Raw genomic sequence first — 16,219 nt, forward strand, 5'->3', positions numbered from 1 at the left:
AAAGTAAAACTATTTACCGGGCGGTGTCATTCAGCTTTGACGGGAGCGATCAGCTGCGTAGTGACCAGGGCGGCCAGCGCATTTTCCTGGGTGCCGAAGCGGGCGAGCAAAGCGGCTTGTTTCTCGGCGGATAGGCGACTCCAGATCTCGATCATTTTCTCGGCGGTGCCGATCAGGACACTGGCTTGCGCTTCGCTGAATTCATCGCTCATGGAAAGTTCTCGTTTCAGGCAGTGTGGAAAGCGCATGGTAGCGCTTTCCACACGGTCTGTACGGCGGGTGTTTCAGTCTTCTCTGTCAGCCTGACGGCTGTCAGTGGCTTCTTTCGGCTCGGGCTGTTGGGCTCCGGCTTGCTGCGTGGTCGTCTGCTCAGGTACGTGCAGGCTTGGGAAGGGGAGATTAGGAATCTCGTGCATGGTTGCGCTCCTCGCTAAGTCTGTTGATAGATCTGGTAGATCCGCGCTTTGAAAAAGCCTGGGCAGGATACAGCACTGAAAATGACAAACGGACTTTTATATCCATTTGTTTCGACGGATGGGGTTGTATAGACAGATAAGTAACAATTACGCAGAAGCAAATGTGGGAGCGAGCTTGCTCGCGATTGCGGAGTGTCATTCAACGATGATGTTGACTGATAGACCGCTATCGCGAGCAAGCTCGCTCCCACAGGGGGATTGCAGTGCCCGAGGGTTACTTGCAGACCTTGGCAATCGCCTCGGCCAGCAAATCCAGGCGCGTGGCATCAATGCCGGCAACGTTGGCCCGGCCCGAGCTGACCATGTACACGCTGTGATGATCGCGCAGGTTCTTCACTTGCTCAGGCGACAGGCCGGTGTAGGAGAACATCCCGCGTTGCACACCAATATGGGCAAAGCGCTCGCGCAAACCGTGAGGCTCCAGCGCCTCCACCAGACCGCTGCGCAGTTGGGCGATACGCAGGCGCATCGCTTCAACTTCGTCGGCCCACAGGCGTTTCAGCTCTGGATCACCGAGGATGGTCGCTACAACGGCAGCGCCATGATCCGGCGGCGTCGACCACAGGTTGCGGGCGATGTTGGCCAGTTGGCTGCGGATATCCACCAGCTTGTCGCCGGTTTTCGCGCAGACAATCAGCGCGCCGGTGCGGTCGCGGTACAGGCCGAAATTCTTTGAGCAGGAACTGGTGATCAGCAGTTCCGGCAACTCGGCGGCGAACAGCCGGGTCGACCAGGCATCCTGTTCCAGTCCATCGCCGAATCCTTGATACGCGAAGTCGATCAATGGCAGTAGTTCGCGCTTGCGTACGACCTCCAGCACCCGTTGCCAGTCATCCTGGGACAGGTCGAAGCCGGTCGGGTTGTGGCAGCAGGCGTGCAGCAAGACCACGTCACCCTTGGGCGCTTCATTGAGCGCCGCCAGCATGCCGTCGATGTCGAGACGGTTGTCACTGCCCACGTACGGGTAGTGGCTGACCTTGACCTTGGCTGCCGCAAAAATCGTTTCGTGGATCGGCCAGGTCGGGTTGCTCAACCACACGCCGCGCCCTGGCAGGCACTGGGCGATGAAGTCCGCGCTCAGGCGCAAAGCCCCGGTGCCGCCCGGAGTCTGGGTGGCGCCGGCGCGTTGTGCGCTGATCAGCTTCGAGTCGGCACCCAGCACCAGCTCATTGATCGCTTTGCCGAACGCCGGTTCGCCGTGACCACCGATGTAGGTCTTGGTGGACTGGTGATCCACCAGGCGCTGCTCGGCAAGCTTCACCGACTCGAGAATCGGCGTCAGGCCCTGGGCGTCCTTGTAGACACCCACGCCCAAATCGAACTTGCGCGGGTTCGGGTCCTGCGCGTAGGCCTCCATCAGGCCCAGAATCGGGTCGCCAGGCACTCGACCGATGGCGTCGAAATGCATTACTTGCGCCCCTCAGCGTCCTTCGCCACTTCGTCAGTGCGCGCGGCCATGATGAAATCGTTGCGGTGCAGGCCCTTGATCGAGTGGCTCCACCAGGTCACGGTCACTTTGCCCCACTCGGTCAGCAAGCCCGGGTGATGGCCTTCGGCCTCGGAGATTTCGCCGACGGCGTTGGTGAACGCCAGGGCGTGCTTGAAGTTCTTGAACAGGAAGACCTTTTCCAGCTGCATGATGCTGTCGCGTACTTCGATGTTCCAGTCCGGGATCTGCTTGATCAGGATCGGCAGTTCCTCGTCGCTGACTTGTGGAGCGTCGGCGCGGCAGGCTTCGCAATGGGCTTGGTTCAAAGTGGACATGGTGTGTTTCCTGTAATCGAGTGTTTTTATATCGGTCGACAGTGCCGTCACGCTAAACCAAAGCGACGGTGACTGACAGACTCACTTGTCAGCAAAAGTCGCGGTTCAGGCGGCCTTTGGCGGAAATTTCGGCGTGTGCAGACCCATCTGCATCGCTTGCTTGACCATGCCCATGATGTCTTCGTGGGCCAGGTCGAACAGGCGCTTGAGGTTCGGCAGAACGAAATACAGGGGTTGCAGGATGTCGATGCGGTAAGGCGTGCGCATGCATTCCAGCGGGTCGAAGGCTTGGTGTTCAGGCTCGTTAGACAGGCTGTAGACGGTCTCTTTCGGTGAGGACAGGATGCCGCCGCCGTAGATGCGCTGGCCTTGCGGGGTGTCGAGCAGGCCGAACTCGATGGTCATCCAGTACAGGCGCGCCAGGTAGACGCGTTCTTCCTTGGATGCCTTGAGGCCGAGCTTGCCGTAGGTGTGTGTGAATTCGGCGAACCACGGGTTGGTCAGCAGCGGGCAGTGACCGAAGATCTCGTGGAAAATGTCCGGCTCTTGCAGGTAGTCCAGTTCTTCGCGGGTACGAATAAAGGTCGCCACCGGAAACTGTTTGCTGGCCAGCAATTCGAAAAAGGTCTGGAAGGGAATCAATGCGGGAACCCGGGCAACCTGCCAGCCGGTGGTTTCACCGAGGACCTTGTTGATTTCGCCGAGTTGAGGAATGCGGTCGTGGGGCAGACCGAGTTTTTCGATACCGTCCAGGTACTCCTGGCACGCACGCCCTTCAATCACTTTCAGTTGACGAGTGATCAGCGTGTTCCACACCGCGTGTTCTTCGGCGGGGTAGTCGATAAAACCTTGCGCATCGGGCTCGCGGGCCACGTATTGCGTCTGCTTCATGCTGCTCTCCTGCTAGGGGATTTCGTTCTTGTTATGTACTGCTATAGACCTAGAAATACCCCAAGGATTGCATTGTTGCAGCAGGTGTTCGGCGTCACGTGTAGGAAAAGTCATCGATAATCGTAAAGTATTTGTTACGAATGGGCGCTTGTTGCGTACTGGCTGAGATTTTCTGGTTTGAAAAGAGCCTTTCCTGTCACATAATCTTGACGACTATCTGTGCGCCCATGCAGAAAAATCCCTGCCATTGGCCTCGTTCTTCACTGTTTGGACCTTTTATATGCGTATCAAAGTCCACTGCCAGAACCGCATCGGCATCCTGCGCGACATTCTCAACCTGTTGGTGGAGTACGGGATCAACGTGGCCCGCGGTGAGGTGGGGGGGGAGCATGGCAATGCCATCTACCTGCATTGCCCAAACCTGATCAACATTCAGTTCCAGGCCTTGCGTCCGAAATTCGAAGCGATTGCCGGGGTCTTTGGCGTCAAGCGTGTAGGGCTGATGCCCAGCGAGCGTCGGCACATGGAACTCAATGCACTGCTCGGTGCGCTGGAGTTTCCGGTGCTGTCGATCGACATGGGCGGTTCCATTGTCGCGGCCAACCGTGCGGCGGCGCAGTTGCTCGGGGTGCGCGTCGACGAGGTGCCGGGGATTCCCCTGTCGCGGTACGCCGAGGATTTCGATTTGCCGGAACTGGTGCGCGCCAACAAGTCGCGGATCAACGGGCTGCGGGTCAAGGTCAAGGGGGATGTGTTCCTGGCTGACATCGCGCCGCTGCAATCGGAGCATGACGACAGCGAGGCCATGGCCGGTGCGGTGCTGACATTGCACCGCGCCGACCGGGTGGGCGAGCGCATCTACAACGTGCGCAAGCAGGAGTTGCGCGGCTTCGACAGCATCTTCCAAAGCTCGAAAGTCATGGCCGCCGTGGTGCGCGAAGCGCGACGCATGGCGCCATTGGATGCACCGCTGTTGATCGAAGGGGAAACCGGCACCGGCAAAGAGTTGCTGGCGCGGGCTTGCCACTTGGCCAGCCCTCGAGGGCAATCGCCGTTGATGGCGCTCAATTGCGCCGGTCTGCCGGAGTCCATGGCCGAGACGGAATTGTTCGGTTACGGCCCGGGCGCCTTTGAAGGGGCGCGGGCCGAAGGCAAGCTCGGGCTGCTGGAGCTGACGGCGGGCGGCACGCTGTTTCTCGATGGCGTCGGGGAAATGAGCCCGCGCTTGCAGGTGAAATTGCTGCGTTTTTTGCAGGACGGTTGCTTCCGTCGTGTGGGCAGTGATGAAGAGGTCTACCTCGACGTGCGAGTGATCTGCGCGACCCAGGTCGACCTGTCCGAGTTGTGCGCTCGCGGTGAGTTCCGCCAGGACCTCTACCACCGCTTGAATGTGTTGTCGCTGCACATCCCGCCGTTGCGCGAATGCCTCGACGGCTTGCCGCCACTGGTGGAGCACTTCCTCGATCAGGCCAGCCGGCAGATTGGCTGTCCGCTGCCCAAGCTCGCTCCGGCAGCCATGGAGCGTCTCAGCCACTACCATTGGCCAGGTAACGTGCGTCAACTGGAGAACGTGCTGTTCCAGGCGGTTTCCCTGTGCGACGGCGGCACGGTCAAGGCCGAGCATATTCGTCTGCCGGATTATGGCGTGCGTCAGCCCCTTGGCGATTTTTCGCTGGAGGGTGGGTTGGACGAAATCGTCGGGCGTTTCGAGAAGGCGGTGCTGGAACGGCTTTATTCGGAACATGCCAGCAGCCGATTGCTCGGCAAGCGACTGGGTGTTTCCCACACAACGATTGCCAACAAGTTGCGTGAATACGAAATAGGCAAACTGGAGCGTTAAAAACTCACTCAAATAATAACTTTTCTCGAGTGTCAATATTTATCCAGTGCTGTCAGTTCGTATTTAAAACGCAAAAGCTTCTGCTATTGATCTGAATCATGGAACTTATAGAGGAAGCCATCTAGGCTCCTCTCAACGTTTGGCAGGAGTGCTGACCATGCCATCAATGGATGATTCTACCCAGCGAGTTCGCAAAGAAACTCGCCTCTTCTATTTCCTGATCATTGTTCTGTTTCCACTGTTATCGGTGGCGATAGTCGGTGGTTACGGTTTTTTTGTCTGGTTTCTGCAAATGCTCCTCGGTCCGCCCGGCCCCCCCAACTGATCGCCATCCATCTCTAATTCAGCAGGGAGTACTGGACATGGGAAAAACGCTGCACATTGCCAGTCTGGTAGTACATGCCCGTCCGGCCTTGTTCGAGGCGGTGAAAGCCAACCTGCGTTTGCTCAAGGGCGTTGAACTTCATCAGGAAAGCCCTGCCGGCAAACTGGTAGTTGTGCTGGAAACCGATCACGAAAGCCAGATTCTTCAGCGAATCGATCAGATCAATCGCTTGCCAGGCGTGCTCAATGCCGCCCTGGTTTATCACGAGATTCTCGATGTAACGGGAGAAAGCACATGCCTATGACGCGGCGAGAGTTTGTCAAAGCCCAGGCTGCCGGGATCGCGGCAGCAGCTGCGGGCCTCCCGGTGTTTACCTCTGCCAGCAACCTGATTACCGAACAAGACATGGTTGCCCTTGACTGGAACAAGGCGCCCTGTCGTTTTTGCGGCACCGGTTGCAGTGTCATGGTGGCGACTAAGGACAACAGGGTTGTTGCAACTCACGGCGACGTAAAAGCCGAGGTCAATCGCGGGTTGAACTGCGTCAAAGGCTACTTTTTGTCCAAGATCATGTACGGCGTTGATCGTCTGACTCAGCCGCTGTTGCGAATGACCAATGGGCAATATGACAAACAGGGCGAGTTTCACCCGGTGTCCTGGAAACAGGCGTTCGATGTAATGGAGTTGAAGTACAAGGAAGCGCTGAAGAACAAGGGCGGGGAGTCTATCGCCATGTTCGGTTCCGGACAGTGGACGATCTGGGAAGGGTACGCGGCCAACAAATTGATGAAGGCGGGGTTTCGCTCGAACAACATCGATCCCAATGCACGCCATTGCATGGCCTCGGCGGTCATGGGCTTTATGCGCACGTTCGGTATCGATGAGCCAATGGGCTGTTATGACGATATCGAAGTCACCGATGCATTCGTCTTGTGGGGTTCGAACATGGCGGAAATGCATCCGATTCTGTGGAGTCGGGTCACCGATCGCCGTCTAAGCCAGCCGAATGTGAAAGTGGCCGTGCTCTCTACTTTCGAACATCGCAGTTTTGAACTGGCCGACATTCCGATGGTGTTCAAGCCGCAGACGGACCTGCTCATTCTCAACTACATCGCCAATCACATCATTGAAAGCGGTTCGGTCAACAAAGACTTCGTCAGCAAACACACCAAGTTCGCCAAGGGTACGGATGACATCGGCTACGGTTTGCGTGCCGATAATCCGCTGGAGATGAAAGCCAAAAATGCCGACAAGGCGAACACCTGGACCGACATCGACTTCGAGCAATTCGCCGCATTTGTAAAACCCTACACCCTTGAGCGCACCGCGAAAGAAACCGGTGTACCGGCCGAGCGCCTCAAGGCATTGGCCGAACTGTACGCCGACCCCAAGCGCAAGGTGGTTTCGTTCTGGACCATGGGCTTCAACCAGCACACCCGGGGTGTGTGGGCTAATAACCTGATCTACAACATTCACCTGCTGACCGGGAAAATCAGCGAGCCGGGCAACAGTCCTTTCTCCCTGACGGGCCAGCCTTCGGCCTGCGGGACGGCGCGTGAAGTGGGCACGTTCTCCCATCGTTTGCCGGCCGACCTGGTCGTCACCAATCCGGCGCACCGCGCCACCGCGGAAAAAATCTGGAAGCTCCCGGCAGGCACCATCAAGGAAAAGGTCGGGTTCCATGCCGTGCAGCAGAGTCGCATGCTCAAGGACGGCGTGCTCAATGTGTATTGGACGATGGCCAGCAACAACATGCAGGCCGGGCCCAACATCATGCAGGAAGTGCTGCCGGGGTGGCGCAACCCCGAGAACTTCGTGGTGGTGTCGGATGTGTATCCCACTGTCTCGGCACAGGCGGCCGATCTGATTTTGCCGACGGCGATGTGGGTCGAGAAAGAGGGCGCTTACGGCAACGCGGAGCGGCGTACGCAGTTCTGGCATCAACTGGTCTCGGCGCCGGGTGACGCCAAGTCGGACCTTTGGCAATTGGTCGAGTTTTCCAAGCGCTTTAAAACCGACGAGGTCTGGCCGCAGGAACTGTTGGACGGCTCACCGCAATACAAGGGCAAGACCCTGTATGAGGTGCTGTTCAAGAATGGCCAGGTCGACCAGTTCCCTGTTGAACAAATGGCGGCGGGCTATCAAAACGACGAGGCCCGGGATTTCGGTTTCTACCTGCAAAAAGGCCTGTTCGAAGAATATGCCCAGTTCGGCCGTGGACATGGTCATGACTTGGCGCCCTTTGATCGTTATCACTCCGAGCGCGGGTTGCGCTGGCCCGTCGTCGAAGGCAAGGAAACGCTTTGGCGCTTCCGCGAAGGTTACGATCCGTATGTCGAGAAGGGCAGTGGCGTTCAGTTCTACGGCTACCCCGACAAGAAGGCAATCATCTTCGCGCTGCCTTACGAGCCTCCTGCGGAAGCTCCGGACGCGGACTTCCCGTTCTGGTTGAGCACCGGTCGGGTGCTTGAGCATTGGCACACCGGGACTATGACCCAGCGTGTCGAAGAACTCTATAAAGCGGTTCCCGATGCGCTGGTCTACATGCACCCGGCCGATGCCAAGGCCTTGAATGCCCGGCGTGGCAGCGAAGTAAAGCTGATCAGTCGGCGCGGCGAGATGCGTGCACGGATTGAAACCCGGGGGCGCAACAAACCGCCCCAAGGCCTGGTGTTCGTACCGTTTTTCGATGCCAACAAGCTGATCAACAAAGTCACGCTTGATGCGACGGACCCGATCTCCAAGCAGACCGATTACAAGAAATGCGCGATCAGGATTGAGTTGATCAAGACGGCATAAAGGAGAGCTTTCATGAATTATCGTTCGCTGTCCTTGCTTGTCATGCTGCTGATGTGGCTGCCCGCGACATTTGCGGCAGAACCCGGTTACTCACTGGATGCGCCGGCACCGGATGGACGGCGAGTCGGCGGGACCCTGACCCAGGAGCTGCCGGCACCACCCATTGCCGAAGACGAGAACAAGGATCTCAAGCGTGAGCGCAATTACCCCGATCAACCGCCCACCATACCCCACAGCATTCGCGGGTATGCCATCGACATGAACAGCAACAAGTGCCTGACCTGCCACAGTCGCGCCAACAGTGCGCGTACCCAGGCGCCGATGATCAGCATCACTCACTACATGGACCGTGACGGCCAGGCATTGGCGGCGGTGTCGCCGCGCCGATATTTCTGCAACCAGTGTCACGTGCCGCAAAAGGATGTGAAGCCACTGGTGAGCAACAGCTTCAAGAACATCGACCAGGTCTTGCAAGACGAAATCAACCACCAGCCGAAACCTTGAGGAAAGGCCATGAAATCTTTGCTTGCCTTGCTCAAGGATTATTGGGGTGTGCTGCGTCGGCCCAGCGTGCATTACAGCCTGGGTTTCCTGACTCTCGGCGGGTTTATCGCCGGGGTGATTTTCTGGGGTGGGTTCAACACCGCGCTGGAAGCGACCAACACCGAGAAGTTCTGCACGTCCTGCCATGAAATGCGCGACAACGTTTTTGTCGAGTTGCAGGAAACCATTCACTACACCAACCGCTCGGGTGTGCGCGCCACGTGCCCGGACTGTCACGTCCCCCACGAGTGGACACACAAGATCGCCCGCAAGATGCAGGCTTCCAAGGAGGTCTGGGGCAAGCTGTTCGGCACTATCAGTACCCGGGACAAGTTTCTGGGCATGCGCCGGGAGCTGGCCGAACACGAGTGGGCACGGCTCAAGGCCAACGATTCCCGGGAGTGTCGCAACTGCCATAACTTCGAGTTCATGGACTTCACACGCCAGGGTAAACGCGCTTCCAACATGCACTCCACCTCATTGGCCAGCGGCCAGGCGACCTGTATCGATTGCCATAAAGGCATTGCCCACAAATTGCCCGACATGAGCGGCGTGAAAGGTTGGTAGCCGGCTTTTCACGGCATTGCCGTCAAGCGGCATAACCGCGCCGGTTTTTCGTCTTCGATACATCGTTCGATTCCCTTCTGATTAGCCTCCAGTCCCTTGTTTAAAGGGGGTTGGAGCTGCTGCGCGCAAGTTGGTCTGCAAATTGCTACAACCTGCGCAACACAGCAGTGGGCGGCAAACGTCCGGCAGGCAGAGGAAAGAGTGTGGACAAGTACCTTTATGTGGCAATGACCGGCGCCAGCCAGAATGCACTGGCGCAAAAGGCTCATGCCAACAACCTCGCGAACATCTCCACCAACGGCTTCCAGAAAGACCTGGAACAGGCCCGTTCGATGCCGGTGTTCGGTGACAGCTTTCCGGCGCGTGCGTTTGCCATGTCCGAACGCCCGGCCACGGATTTCTCCCCTGGCTCACTGGTTGAAACCGGCCGCGACCTCGACGTTGCCGTGCAAGGCAACGGCTGGATTGCCGTACAGAATCCAGATGGCGGTGAAAGCTACGTGCGCACCGGCAGCCTGAACGTTGACGCCCTGGGTGTGCTGCGCGCCGGCAACGGCATGCCGGTCATGGGCAATGGCGGGCCGATTGCCGTGCCGCCGGAGCAGCAGATCGAAGTCGGCGAGGACGGCACCATCAGCATCCGCGCGATGGGCGAAGGTCCCCGGGTGATGGCGGAAGTCGACCGCATCAAGCTGGTCAACCCGGACTTCAAGAACATGACCAAGGGCCTGGATGGTTCGATCCACACCAAGGACGGCAAGCCGGCGCAGGCCGATGCCGACGTCAAGCTGGTGTCCGGGTTCCTCGAATCGAGCAACGTCAATGCCGTGGAGGAGATGACCTCCGTTCTGGCCCTGGCCAAGCAGTTCGAGCTGCACATCAAGATGATGAACACCGCCAAAGACGATGACCAGGCCATGGCTCGGGTCTTGCAGATCAGCTAATTACCAGAACGTCGCGCCGTAAAACAGGCGCACGAGGAGAATCGAATGCTACCGGCTCTATGGGTTGCCAAGACAGGTCTGTCCGCCCAGGACACCAACCTGACCACCATTTCCAACAACCTGGCCAACGTGTCGACCACGGGTTTCAAACGTGACCGCGCCGAGTTCCAGGACCTGCTCTACCAGATCAAGCGCCAGCCAGGCGCCCAGTCGACCCAGGACAGCGAACTGCCGTCGGGTCTGCAACTGGGTACCGGTGTGCGCATCGTCGGTACCCAGAAAAACTTCACCGCCGGCAGCCTGCAAACCACCGAGCAGCCGCTGGATATGGCCATCGACGGCCGTGGTTTCTTCCAGATCCTGCAACCGGACGGCACCACGTCCTACACCCGTGACGGTACGTTCCACCTGGATTCCAACGGCCAGATCGTCAACGCCAGCGGCTTTGCCCTGGAGCCGGCCATTGTCATTCCGAACGACGCGCAGACCTTCACGGTCGGCCGCGACGGCACCGTGTCCATCACCGTTGCCGGCAACCCGGCAGCCCAGGTGATCGGCAACCTGCAAACCGCCGACTTCATCAACCCGGCCGGCCTGCAGGCAGTGGGCAACAACCTGTTCCTGGAAACCGCCGCCAGTGGCGCGCCGCAAGTCGGCACTCCGGGCCTGAACGGTTTCGGCTCCACGCTGCAGAACACCCTGGAAACGTCCAACGTCAGCACCGTTGAGGAGATGGTCAACATGATCACCACCCAACGCGCCTACGAGATGAACTCCAAGGTGATCTCCACCGCCGACCAGATGCTCTCGTTCGTAACGCAGAATCTGTAATCAAGTCTATGTGGCGGCCATTGGGCCGCCTGCAACACCGTGAGGTAGGGTCATGAATCGCTATGTATCTGTTCTGGCACTGAGTGGGATCACCGCGCTCGCAGGTTGCGTGCCTGCGACGCCCAAGCCCAATGACCCTTACTACGCTCCGGTGTTGCCGCGCACGCCGTTGCCGGCGGCGGCGAACAACGGCTCGATCTATCAGGCCGGTTTCGAACAGAACCTCTACAGTGACCGCAAGGCGTTCCGGGTCGGTGACATCATCACCATCACCCTGAACGAAAGGACCCAGGCCAGCAAAAACGCCAACTCGCAGGTGGCCAAGAACAGCAAGACCGGCATCGGCCTGACCTCGCTGTTCGGCAGCAGCGCCACCACCAACAACCCGTTCGGCGATGGCGACCTGAGCCTGAGCGCGAGCTACGAAGGCGACCGCGCCACCAAGGGCGACAGCAAGGCGGCGCAGGGCAATACCCTGACCGGCTCGATCACCGTGACTGTCGCCGATGTGTTGCCCAACGGCATCATCGCGGTGCGTGGCGAGAAGTGGATGACCCTCAATACCGGCGACGAACTGGTACGGATTGCAGGCCTCGTCCGCGCGGATGACATCGCTACCGACAACACCGTGTCGTCGACCCGTGTCGCCGATGCGCGCATCACCTACTCGGGCACCGGTTCGTTTGCCGATGCGAGTCAGCCAGGCTGGTTCGACCGTTTCTTCCTCAGCCCGCTGTTCCCTTTCTAGGTGGCTACGTTGAATTTAAAGCACCTCATGGTGGCCGCTGTTTTATTGTCTGCGGCCTTCAACGCTCAAGCCGAGCGCCTGAAGGACATCGCCAGCATTTCCGGCGTGCGTTCCAACCAATTGATCGGCTACGGCCTGGTGGTCGGGCTTAACGGCACCGGTGACCAGACGACGCAGACCCCGTTCACCCTGCAGACCTTCAACAACATGCTCTCGCAATTCGGCATCAAGGTGCCGCCGGGTTCGGGCAACGTACAGTTGAAGAACGTCGCGGCGGTGTCGATCAGTGCCGATCTGCCAGCGTTCGCCAAACCGGGTCAGCAGGTCGACATCACCGTTTCGTCCATCGGTAACTCCAAAAGTCTGCGCGGCGGCACCTTGCTGCTGACGCCACTCAAAGGTATCGACGGCAACGTCTATGCGGTGGCTCAGGGCAACCTGGTGGTCGGTGGTTTCGATGCGGAAGGGCGCGACGGTTCGAAGATCACCGTCAACGTTCCGTCGGCCGGTCGCATCCCCGGTGGTGCATCGGTGGAGCGCGCGGTGCCCAGCGGTTTCAACCAGGGCAACAGCCTGACGCTGAACCTCAACCGTTCCGACTTCACTACCGCCAAGCGCATCGTTGACAAGATCAACAACATGCTCGGTCCTGGCGTGGCCCAGGCCATCGACGGCGGATCGATTCGCGTCACCGCGCCGCTCGATCCGAGTCAGCGCGTCGACTACCTGTCGATCCTGGAAAACCTCGAAGTCGATCCGGGCCAGGCAGTCGCGAAAGTCATCATCAACTCCCGTACCGGCACCATCGTGATCGGCCAGAACGTCAAGGTTTCACCGGCCGCCGTGACCCACGGCAGCCTGACCGTGACCATTACCGAAGACCCGATCGTCAGCCAGCCCGGCCCTCTGTCCAATGGCACGACGGCGGTGGTGCCGCGATCGAAGGTCAACGCCCAGCAAGAGGCCAAGCCGATGTTCAAATTCGGCCCTGGTACCACCCTCGACGAGATCGTGCGGGCGGTGAACCAGGTCGGCGCGGCACCGGGTGATTTGATGGCCATCCTCGAAGCGCTGAAGCAGGCCGGCGCCCTGCAAGCTGATCTGATCGTGATCTGAGGACGGCCATCGTGGATATGCGCAAGAGCGGTCTGGTCAGCAGCAGCGATTCGGGCTCCTATTCGGACCTCAACCGCCTGAGTCAGCTCAAGGTCGGCGACAAGAACAGCGACGGCAACATGCGCAAGGTGGCGCAGGAGTTCGAATCGCTGTTCCTCGGTGAGATGCTCAAGTCCATGCGCTCGGCAACCGAAGCGCTGGGACAGGACAATCCGATGAACACGCCGGCGGCCAAGCAGTACCAGGAAATGTACGACCAGCAACTGGCCGTTTCCATGTCCCGCGAGGGCGGTGGTATCGGCCTGGCGGACGTGCTGATGCGCCAGATGTCGAAGAACAAGCCATTGGCGCCGGGCGAGGCGGCTGCTGCATCGCTGGCCAAGCAAGAGGCTGCCAAGGCCGCCGTGCAAACGCCGGTGGCGGCGGGCACGGTTGCGGTCAATGGGCCGCTGTCGCGGGTCAATGGCCAGCGTCCGTTGTGGGCTTCGCGATCGGTCCATGCGCCGCAAGAGGCGGGTGAGGGGGGTCATCGCAACGACATGGCGCTGATCAATCAGCGACGCCTGGCATTGCCGCCGAAGCTGGCTGATCGTCTGTTGGCCGGGCTGGTGCCTTCGGCGACGGCCGCGGCCACGACGATCAACAAGACACCGTTGCCTGAGCGCGCGACAAGCACTGGCACCGGTCCTTTGTATAACGGTGACTGGCTGGCCAGCGCGCAGCAAACCTCCAGTGGCGGCATGCAGATCTACGGTCGCGCCATGGCGCAGATTCCGCTGGCGCCAGCGAAGAAAGCCTTCAGTTCCGCCGACCAGTTCGTCAACACCATGTTGCCGATGGCCAAGGAAGCGGCGGCCCGCATTGGTGTCGATCCGCGTTACCTGGTGGCGCAGGCGGCCCTGGAAACCGGCTGGGGCAAGTCGGTCATGCGTGCTCAGGACGGCAGCAGCAGCCACAACCTGTTCGGCATCAAGGCCGGCAATAGTTGGCAGGGCAATTCGGCGCGGGCGATCACCAGCGAATTCAGGAACGGGCAGATGGTCAAGGAGACGGCGCAGTTCCGCTCCTACGACTCCTACGAGGACAGTTTCCACGACCTTGTAACTTTGCTGCAGACCAACAATCGCTATCAAGATGTCGTGAAGTCGGCCGATAACCCAGAACAGTTTGTACGCGAGTTGCAGAAGGCCGGTTACGCAACCGATCCGAACTACGCGAGCAAGATTTCGCAGATAGCCAAGCAGATGACGAGTTACCAGAACTACGCTGCGGCGGGCGTTTCAACTACGCCTTTATAGGCACAAGGTATAAGGTCTGAACCATGAGTTTGCTCAATATCGGGATGTCGGGGCTGAGTGCTGGCCATAACTCGTTGGTGACGACCGGCAACAACATTGCCAACGTCGACACCGCCGGGTACTCGCGCCAGCAATCTGTGCAGAGCACCAAAGGCTCGATCCAGTACGGCAATGTGTTCATCGGCACCGGCACAACACTGGCCGATGTGCGTCGCGTGTACAATGCCTACCTCGATTCGCAGCTGCGTACCGCCACCTCGCTCAACAGTGAAGCGGCGTCGTACAACGCTCAGGCCACTCCGCTGGACGCCACGCTTTCCGATACCAACACCGGGCTGACCGGCGTGCTGCAAAAGTTCTTCACCTCGATGCAGGGCGTTTCGACCTCGGCCACCGACGACACGTCCCGCCAGTCGGTGCTGACCGGTGCCCAGGCCCTGTCCGCCCGCTTCAATTCGATTGCCAAGCAGTTGAACGACCAGAACACCAACCTGAACGGCAGCCTGGGCGACATGGCGGATCAGGTGAACAAGCTGTCTACCACTATTGCCACGCTCAACCAGAAGATTTCCGAGCTCTCCACCGGCACCAATCAGCCAAACGACCTGCTGGACTCACGCAACGAAGCCGTGCGGCAACTGTCCGAGCTGGTCGGTACCCAAGTGGTCGAGCGTGGCAGCAGCTACGACATCTACATCGGCAGCGGCCAGCCCCTGGTGGTCGGCAACACCACCAATTCACTGCAAACCGTGCCGAGCCAGAGCGATCCGTCGCGCATGGCGCTGCAGCTGAACCGTGGCTCCAGCACCATCGACGTGACCTCGGTGATCAGTGGTGGTGAAATCGGTGGTCTGCTGACTTACCGCAAGGAAGTGCTTGACCCTTCGCTCAATGAGCTGGGGCGCGTGGCGCTGGTGGTGGCCGACCAGATCAACAGCCAGCAGGCGCAAGGCATCGACAAGAACGGTGACTTCGGCGCGGCGATCTTCAACAACATCAACAGTGCCGCCCTGATCAGTCAGCGCAGCATTGCGGCAGCGGGCAACAGTACCGGCTCCGGCAACCTGGATGTCACCATCAAGGACACCGGCAAGCTGACCGCCAGTGACTATCAGGTGACGTTCACCAGCGCGACCAACTACACCGTCAAGCGCTCGGACGGCACTGACATGGGCTCGTTCAGCACCACGACGACGCCGGCTCCGGTGATCGACGGCTTCAGCCTGAACCTCAACGGCGGTGCGTTGAGCGCTGGCGACTCGTTCAAGGTGACACCGACCCGTGGCGCGGCGGCTGGTATCCAGACCGTGCTCACCGACCCGAAAAAAATCGCCGCGGCCGCACCCTTGACCGGTGTGACCAGCGCCAACAACACCGGCACCTACACCCAGCCGACGCTGACCAGCACCATAGATATCTACAACCCGGCGGCCCAGGCAGAAATGCAGACCGCGCTCAAGAACTCGACGCCGGTCAAACTGGTGTTCGGGGCGGCCAGCGGCGGTAGTCAGACCTACAACCTGGTCGATGCCAAGGGCAACTCGATCGGCACCGGCACCATTGTTCCCGGCCAGAGCAACACCCTGAACCTGAAAGTGGGCATGGTCGATGCCAGCGGTGCGCCGGTGATGGACAACAGCGTCACGCCCGCCGTGCAGAAGACCTTCACTGTGCAGACCACGGTCGGCGCCACACCCGCCAGCGGCGAAAGCTTCACCATCAACCTGACCGGCGCGGCGTCTTCGGACAACCGCAATGCTCAAGCGCTGGTGGGTTTGCAAACCAAACAGACCGTAGACACCGGCACGGCGAGCAAGGGCATCAGCCTGACCGATGCCTACAACAAGCTGGTGACCAACGTCGGCGCCAAGGCTGCCCAAGGCAAGTCCGACAGCGACGCCACTACGGCAATCCTGGCCAATGCCAAGGGGGCGCGGGATTCGAACTCCGGGGTCGACCTGGATGAGGAAACCGGCAACCTGGTCAAGTACCAGCAGTACTACACCGCGTCTTCGCAGATCATCAAGGCTGCGCAGGAAATTTTCACCACGCTGATCAACAGCCTTTAAGGAGTCGT

Annotated in this window: 17 protein-coding genes; 12 read left to right on the forward strand and 5 right to left on the reverse strand. The window is 59.5% G+C overall.

Annotation, left to right across the window (positions count from 1 at the left end):
- Positions 1-26 precede the first annotated feature (26 nt).
- The 5 genes from AC3WTM_RS11500 to phhA form a co-directional block, all read right to left on the reverse strand.
- Positions 27-248, reverse strand: coding sequence for a hypothetical protein (locus tag AC3WTM_RS11500; RefSeq protein ID WP_102669765.1), 222 nt, complete (start codon positions 246-248; stop codon positions 27-29).
- Positions 249-284: 36 nt separating this feature from the next.
- Positions 285-416, reverse strand: coding sequence for a hypothetical protein (locus AC3WTM_RS11505; RefSeq protein WP_008051162.1), 132 nt, complete (start codon positions 414-416; stop codon positions 285-287).
- A 274-nt stretch (positions 417-690) separates the two neighbouring features.
- Entirely contained in the window at positions 691-1,884 is a 1,194-nt protein-coding gene (locus AC3WTM_RS11510) for an amino acid aminotransferase (RefSeq protein ID WP_102669764.1), read from the reverse strand.
- Positions 1,884-2,240, reverse strand: coding sequence for a 4a-hydroxytetrahydrobiopterin dehydratase (locus AC3WTM_RS11515; protein ID WP_007975310.1), 357 nt, complete (start codon positions 2,238-2,240; stop codon positions 1,884-1,886). Before AC3WTM_RS11515 ends, AC3WTM_RS11510 begins: the two co-directional genes overlap by 1 nt.
- Positions 2,241-2,345: 105 nt before the next feature.
- Positions 2,346-3,131 carry a phenylalanine 4-monooxygenase gene (phhA, locus tag AC3WTM_RS11520; protein ID WP_095963831.1) on the reverse strand — a complete coding sequence of 262 codons (786 nt, stop codon included), beginning with the start codon at positions 3,129-3,131 and terminating at the stop codon, positions 2,346-2,348.
- 280 nt (positions 3,132-3,411) lie between these two features.
- Here phhA and AC3WTM_RS11525 point away from each other — a divergent pair, with 280 nt between their 5' ends.
- From AC3WTM_RS11525 to flgK, 12 genes are all read left to right on the forward strand, one after another.
- On the forward strand, positions 3,412-4,971 hold the full coding sequence (locus AC3WTM_RS11525) for a sigma-54-dependent transcriptional regulator (RefSeq protein ID WP_102669763.1): 1,560 nt from the start codon (positions 3,412-3,414) through the stop codon (positions 4,969-4,971).
- A 157-nt stretch (positions 4,972-5,128) separates the two neighbouring features.
- Positions 5,129-5,296: a periplasmic nitrate reductase, NapE protein gene (locus tag AC3WTM_RS11530; protein ID WP_173677902.1), complete on the forward strand. Its 168-nt coding sequence runs from the start codon at positions 5,129-5,131 to the stop codon at positions 5,294-5,296.
- Positions 5,297-5,333: 37 nt separating this feature from the next.
- Positions 5,334-5,600 (forward strand): chaperone NapD, encoded by a 267-nt coding sequence (locus AC3WTM_RS11535; protein WP_057715921.1) that lies wholly within the window; start codon positions 5,334-5,336, stop codon positions 5,598-5,600.
- Positions 5,591-8,095, forward strand: coding sequence for a nitrate reductase catalytic subunit NapA (gene napA / locus AC3WTM_RS11540; protein WP_090453787.1), 2,505 nt, complete (start codon positions 5,591-5,593; stop codon positions 8,093-8,095). Before AC3WTM_RS11535 ends, napA begins: the two co-directional genes overlap by 10 nt.
- Before the next feature lie 42 nt (positions 8,096-8,137).
- Complete coding sequence (locus AC3WTM_RS11545; RefSeq protein ID WP_371918574.1) at positions 8,138-8,599, forward strand: nitrate reductase cytochrome c-type subunit; 462 nt, start codon at positions 8,138-8,140, stop codon at positions 8,597-8,599.
- Positions 8,600-8,608: 9 nt separating this feature from the next.
- Positions 8,609-9,205, forward strand: a complete 597-nt coding sequence (locus tag AC3WTM_RS11550; protein ID WP_102669761.1) for a cytochrome c3 family protein — start codon at positions 8,609-8,611, stop codon at positions 9,203-9,205.
- A gap of 203 nt (positions 9,206-9,408) precedes the next feature.
- Positions 9,409-10,149, forward strand: coding sequence for a flagellar basal body rod protein FlgF (locus AC3WTM_RS11555; RefSeq protein WP_102669760.1), 741 nt, complete (start codon positions 9,409-9,411; stop codon positions 10,147-10,149).
- 45 nt (positions 10,150-10,194) lie between these two features.
- The gene (flgG, locus tag AC3WTM_RS11560) at positions 10,195-10,980 is read left to right on the forward strand and encodes a flagellar basal-body rod protein FlgG (RefSeq protein ID WP_057715916.1); all 786 of its coding nucleotides are present in this window, start codon (positions 10,195-10,197) and stop codon (positions 10,978-10,980) included.
- 52 nt (positions 10,981-11,032) lie between these two features.
- A complete protein-coding gene (gene flgH / locus AC3WTM_RS11565) occupies positions 11,033-11,728 on the forward strand; it encodes a flagellar basal body L-ring protein FlgH (RefSeq protein WP_102669759.1) in 696 nt (231 codons plus the stop codon).
- A 27-nt stretch (positions 11,729-11,755) separates the two neighbouring features.
- The gene (locus tag AC3WTM_RS11570) at positions 11,756-12,844 is read left to right on the forward strand and encodes a flagellar basal body P-ring protein FlgI (RefSeq protein WP_173677904.1); all 1,089 of its coding nucleotides are present in this window, start codon (positions 11,756-11,758) and stop codon (positions 12,842-12,844) included.
- 11 nt (positions 12,845-12,855) lie between these two features.
- Positions 12,856-14,142: a flagellar assembly peptidoglycan hydrolase FlgJ gene (gene flgJ, locus AC3WTM_RS11575; RefSeq protein WP_102669757.1), complete on the forward strand. Its 1,287-nt coding sequence runs from the start codon at positions 12,856-12,858 to the stop codon at positions 14,140-14,142.
- A gap of 23 nt (positions 14,143-14,165) precedes the next feature.
- On the forward strand, positions 14,166-16,211 hold the full coding sequence (gene flgK / locus AC3WTM_RS11580) for a flagellar hook-associated protein FlgK (RefSeq protein WP_102669756.1): 2,046 nt from the start codon (positions 14,166-14,168) through the stop codon (positions 16,209-16,211).
- The last annotated feature ends 8 nt before the right edge of the window (positions 16,212-16,219 follow it).

Source organism: Pseudomonas sp. EU05-FHT14B02 (assembly GCF_058791055.1).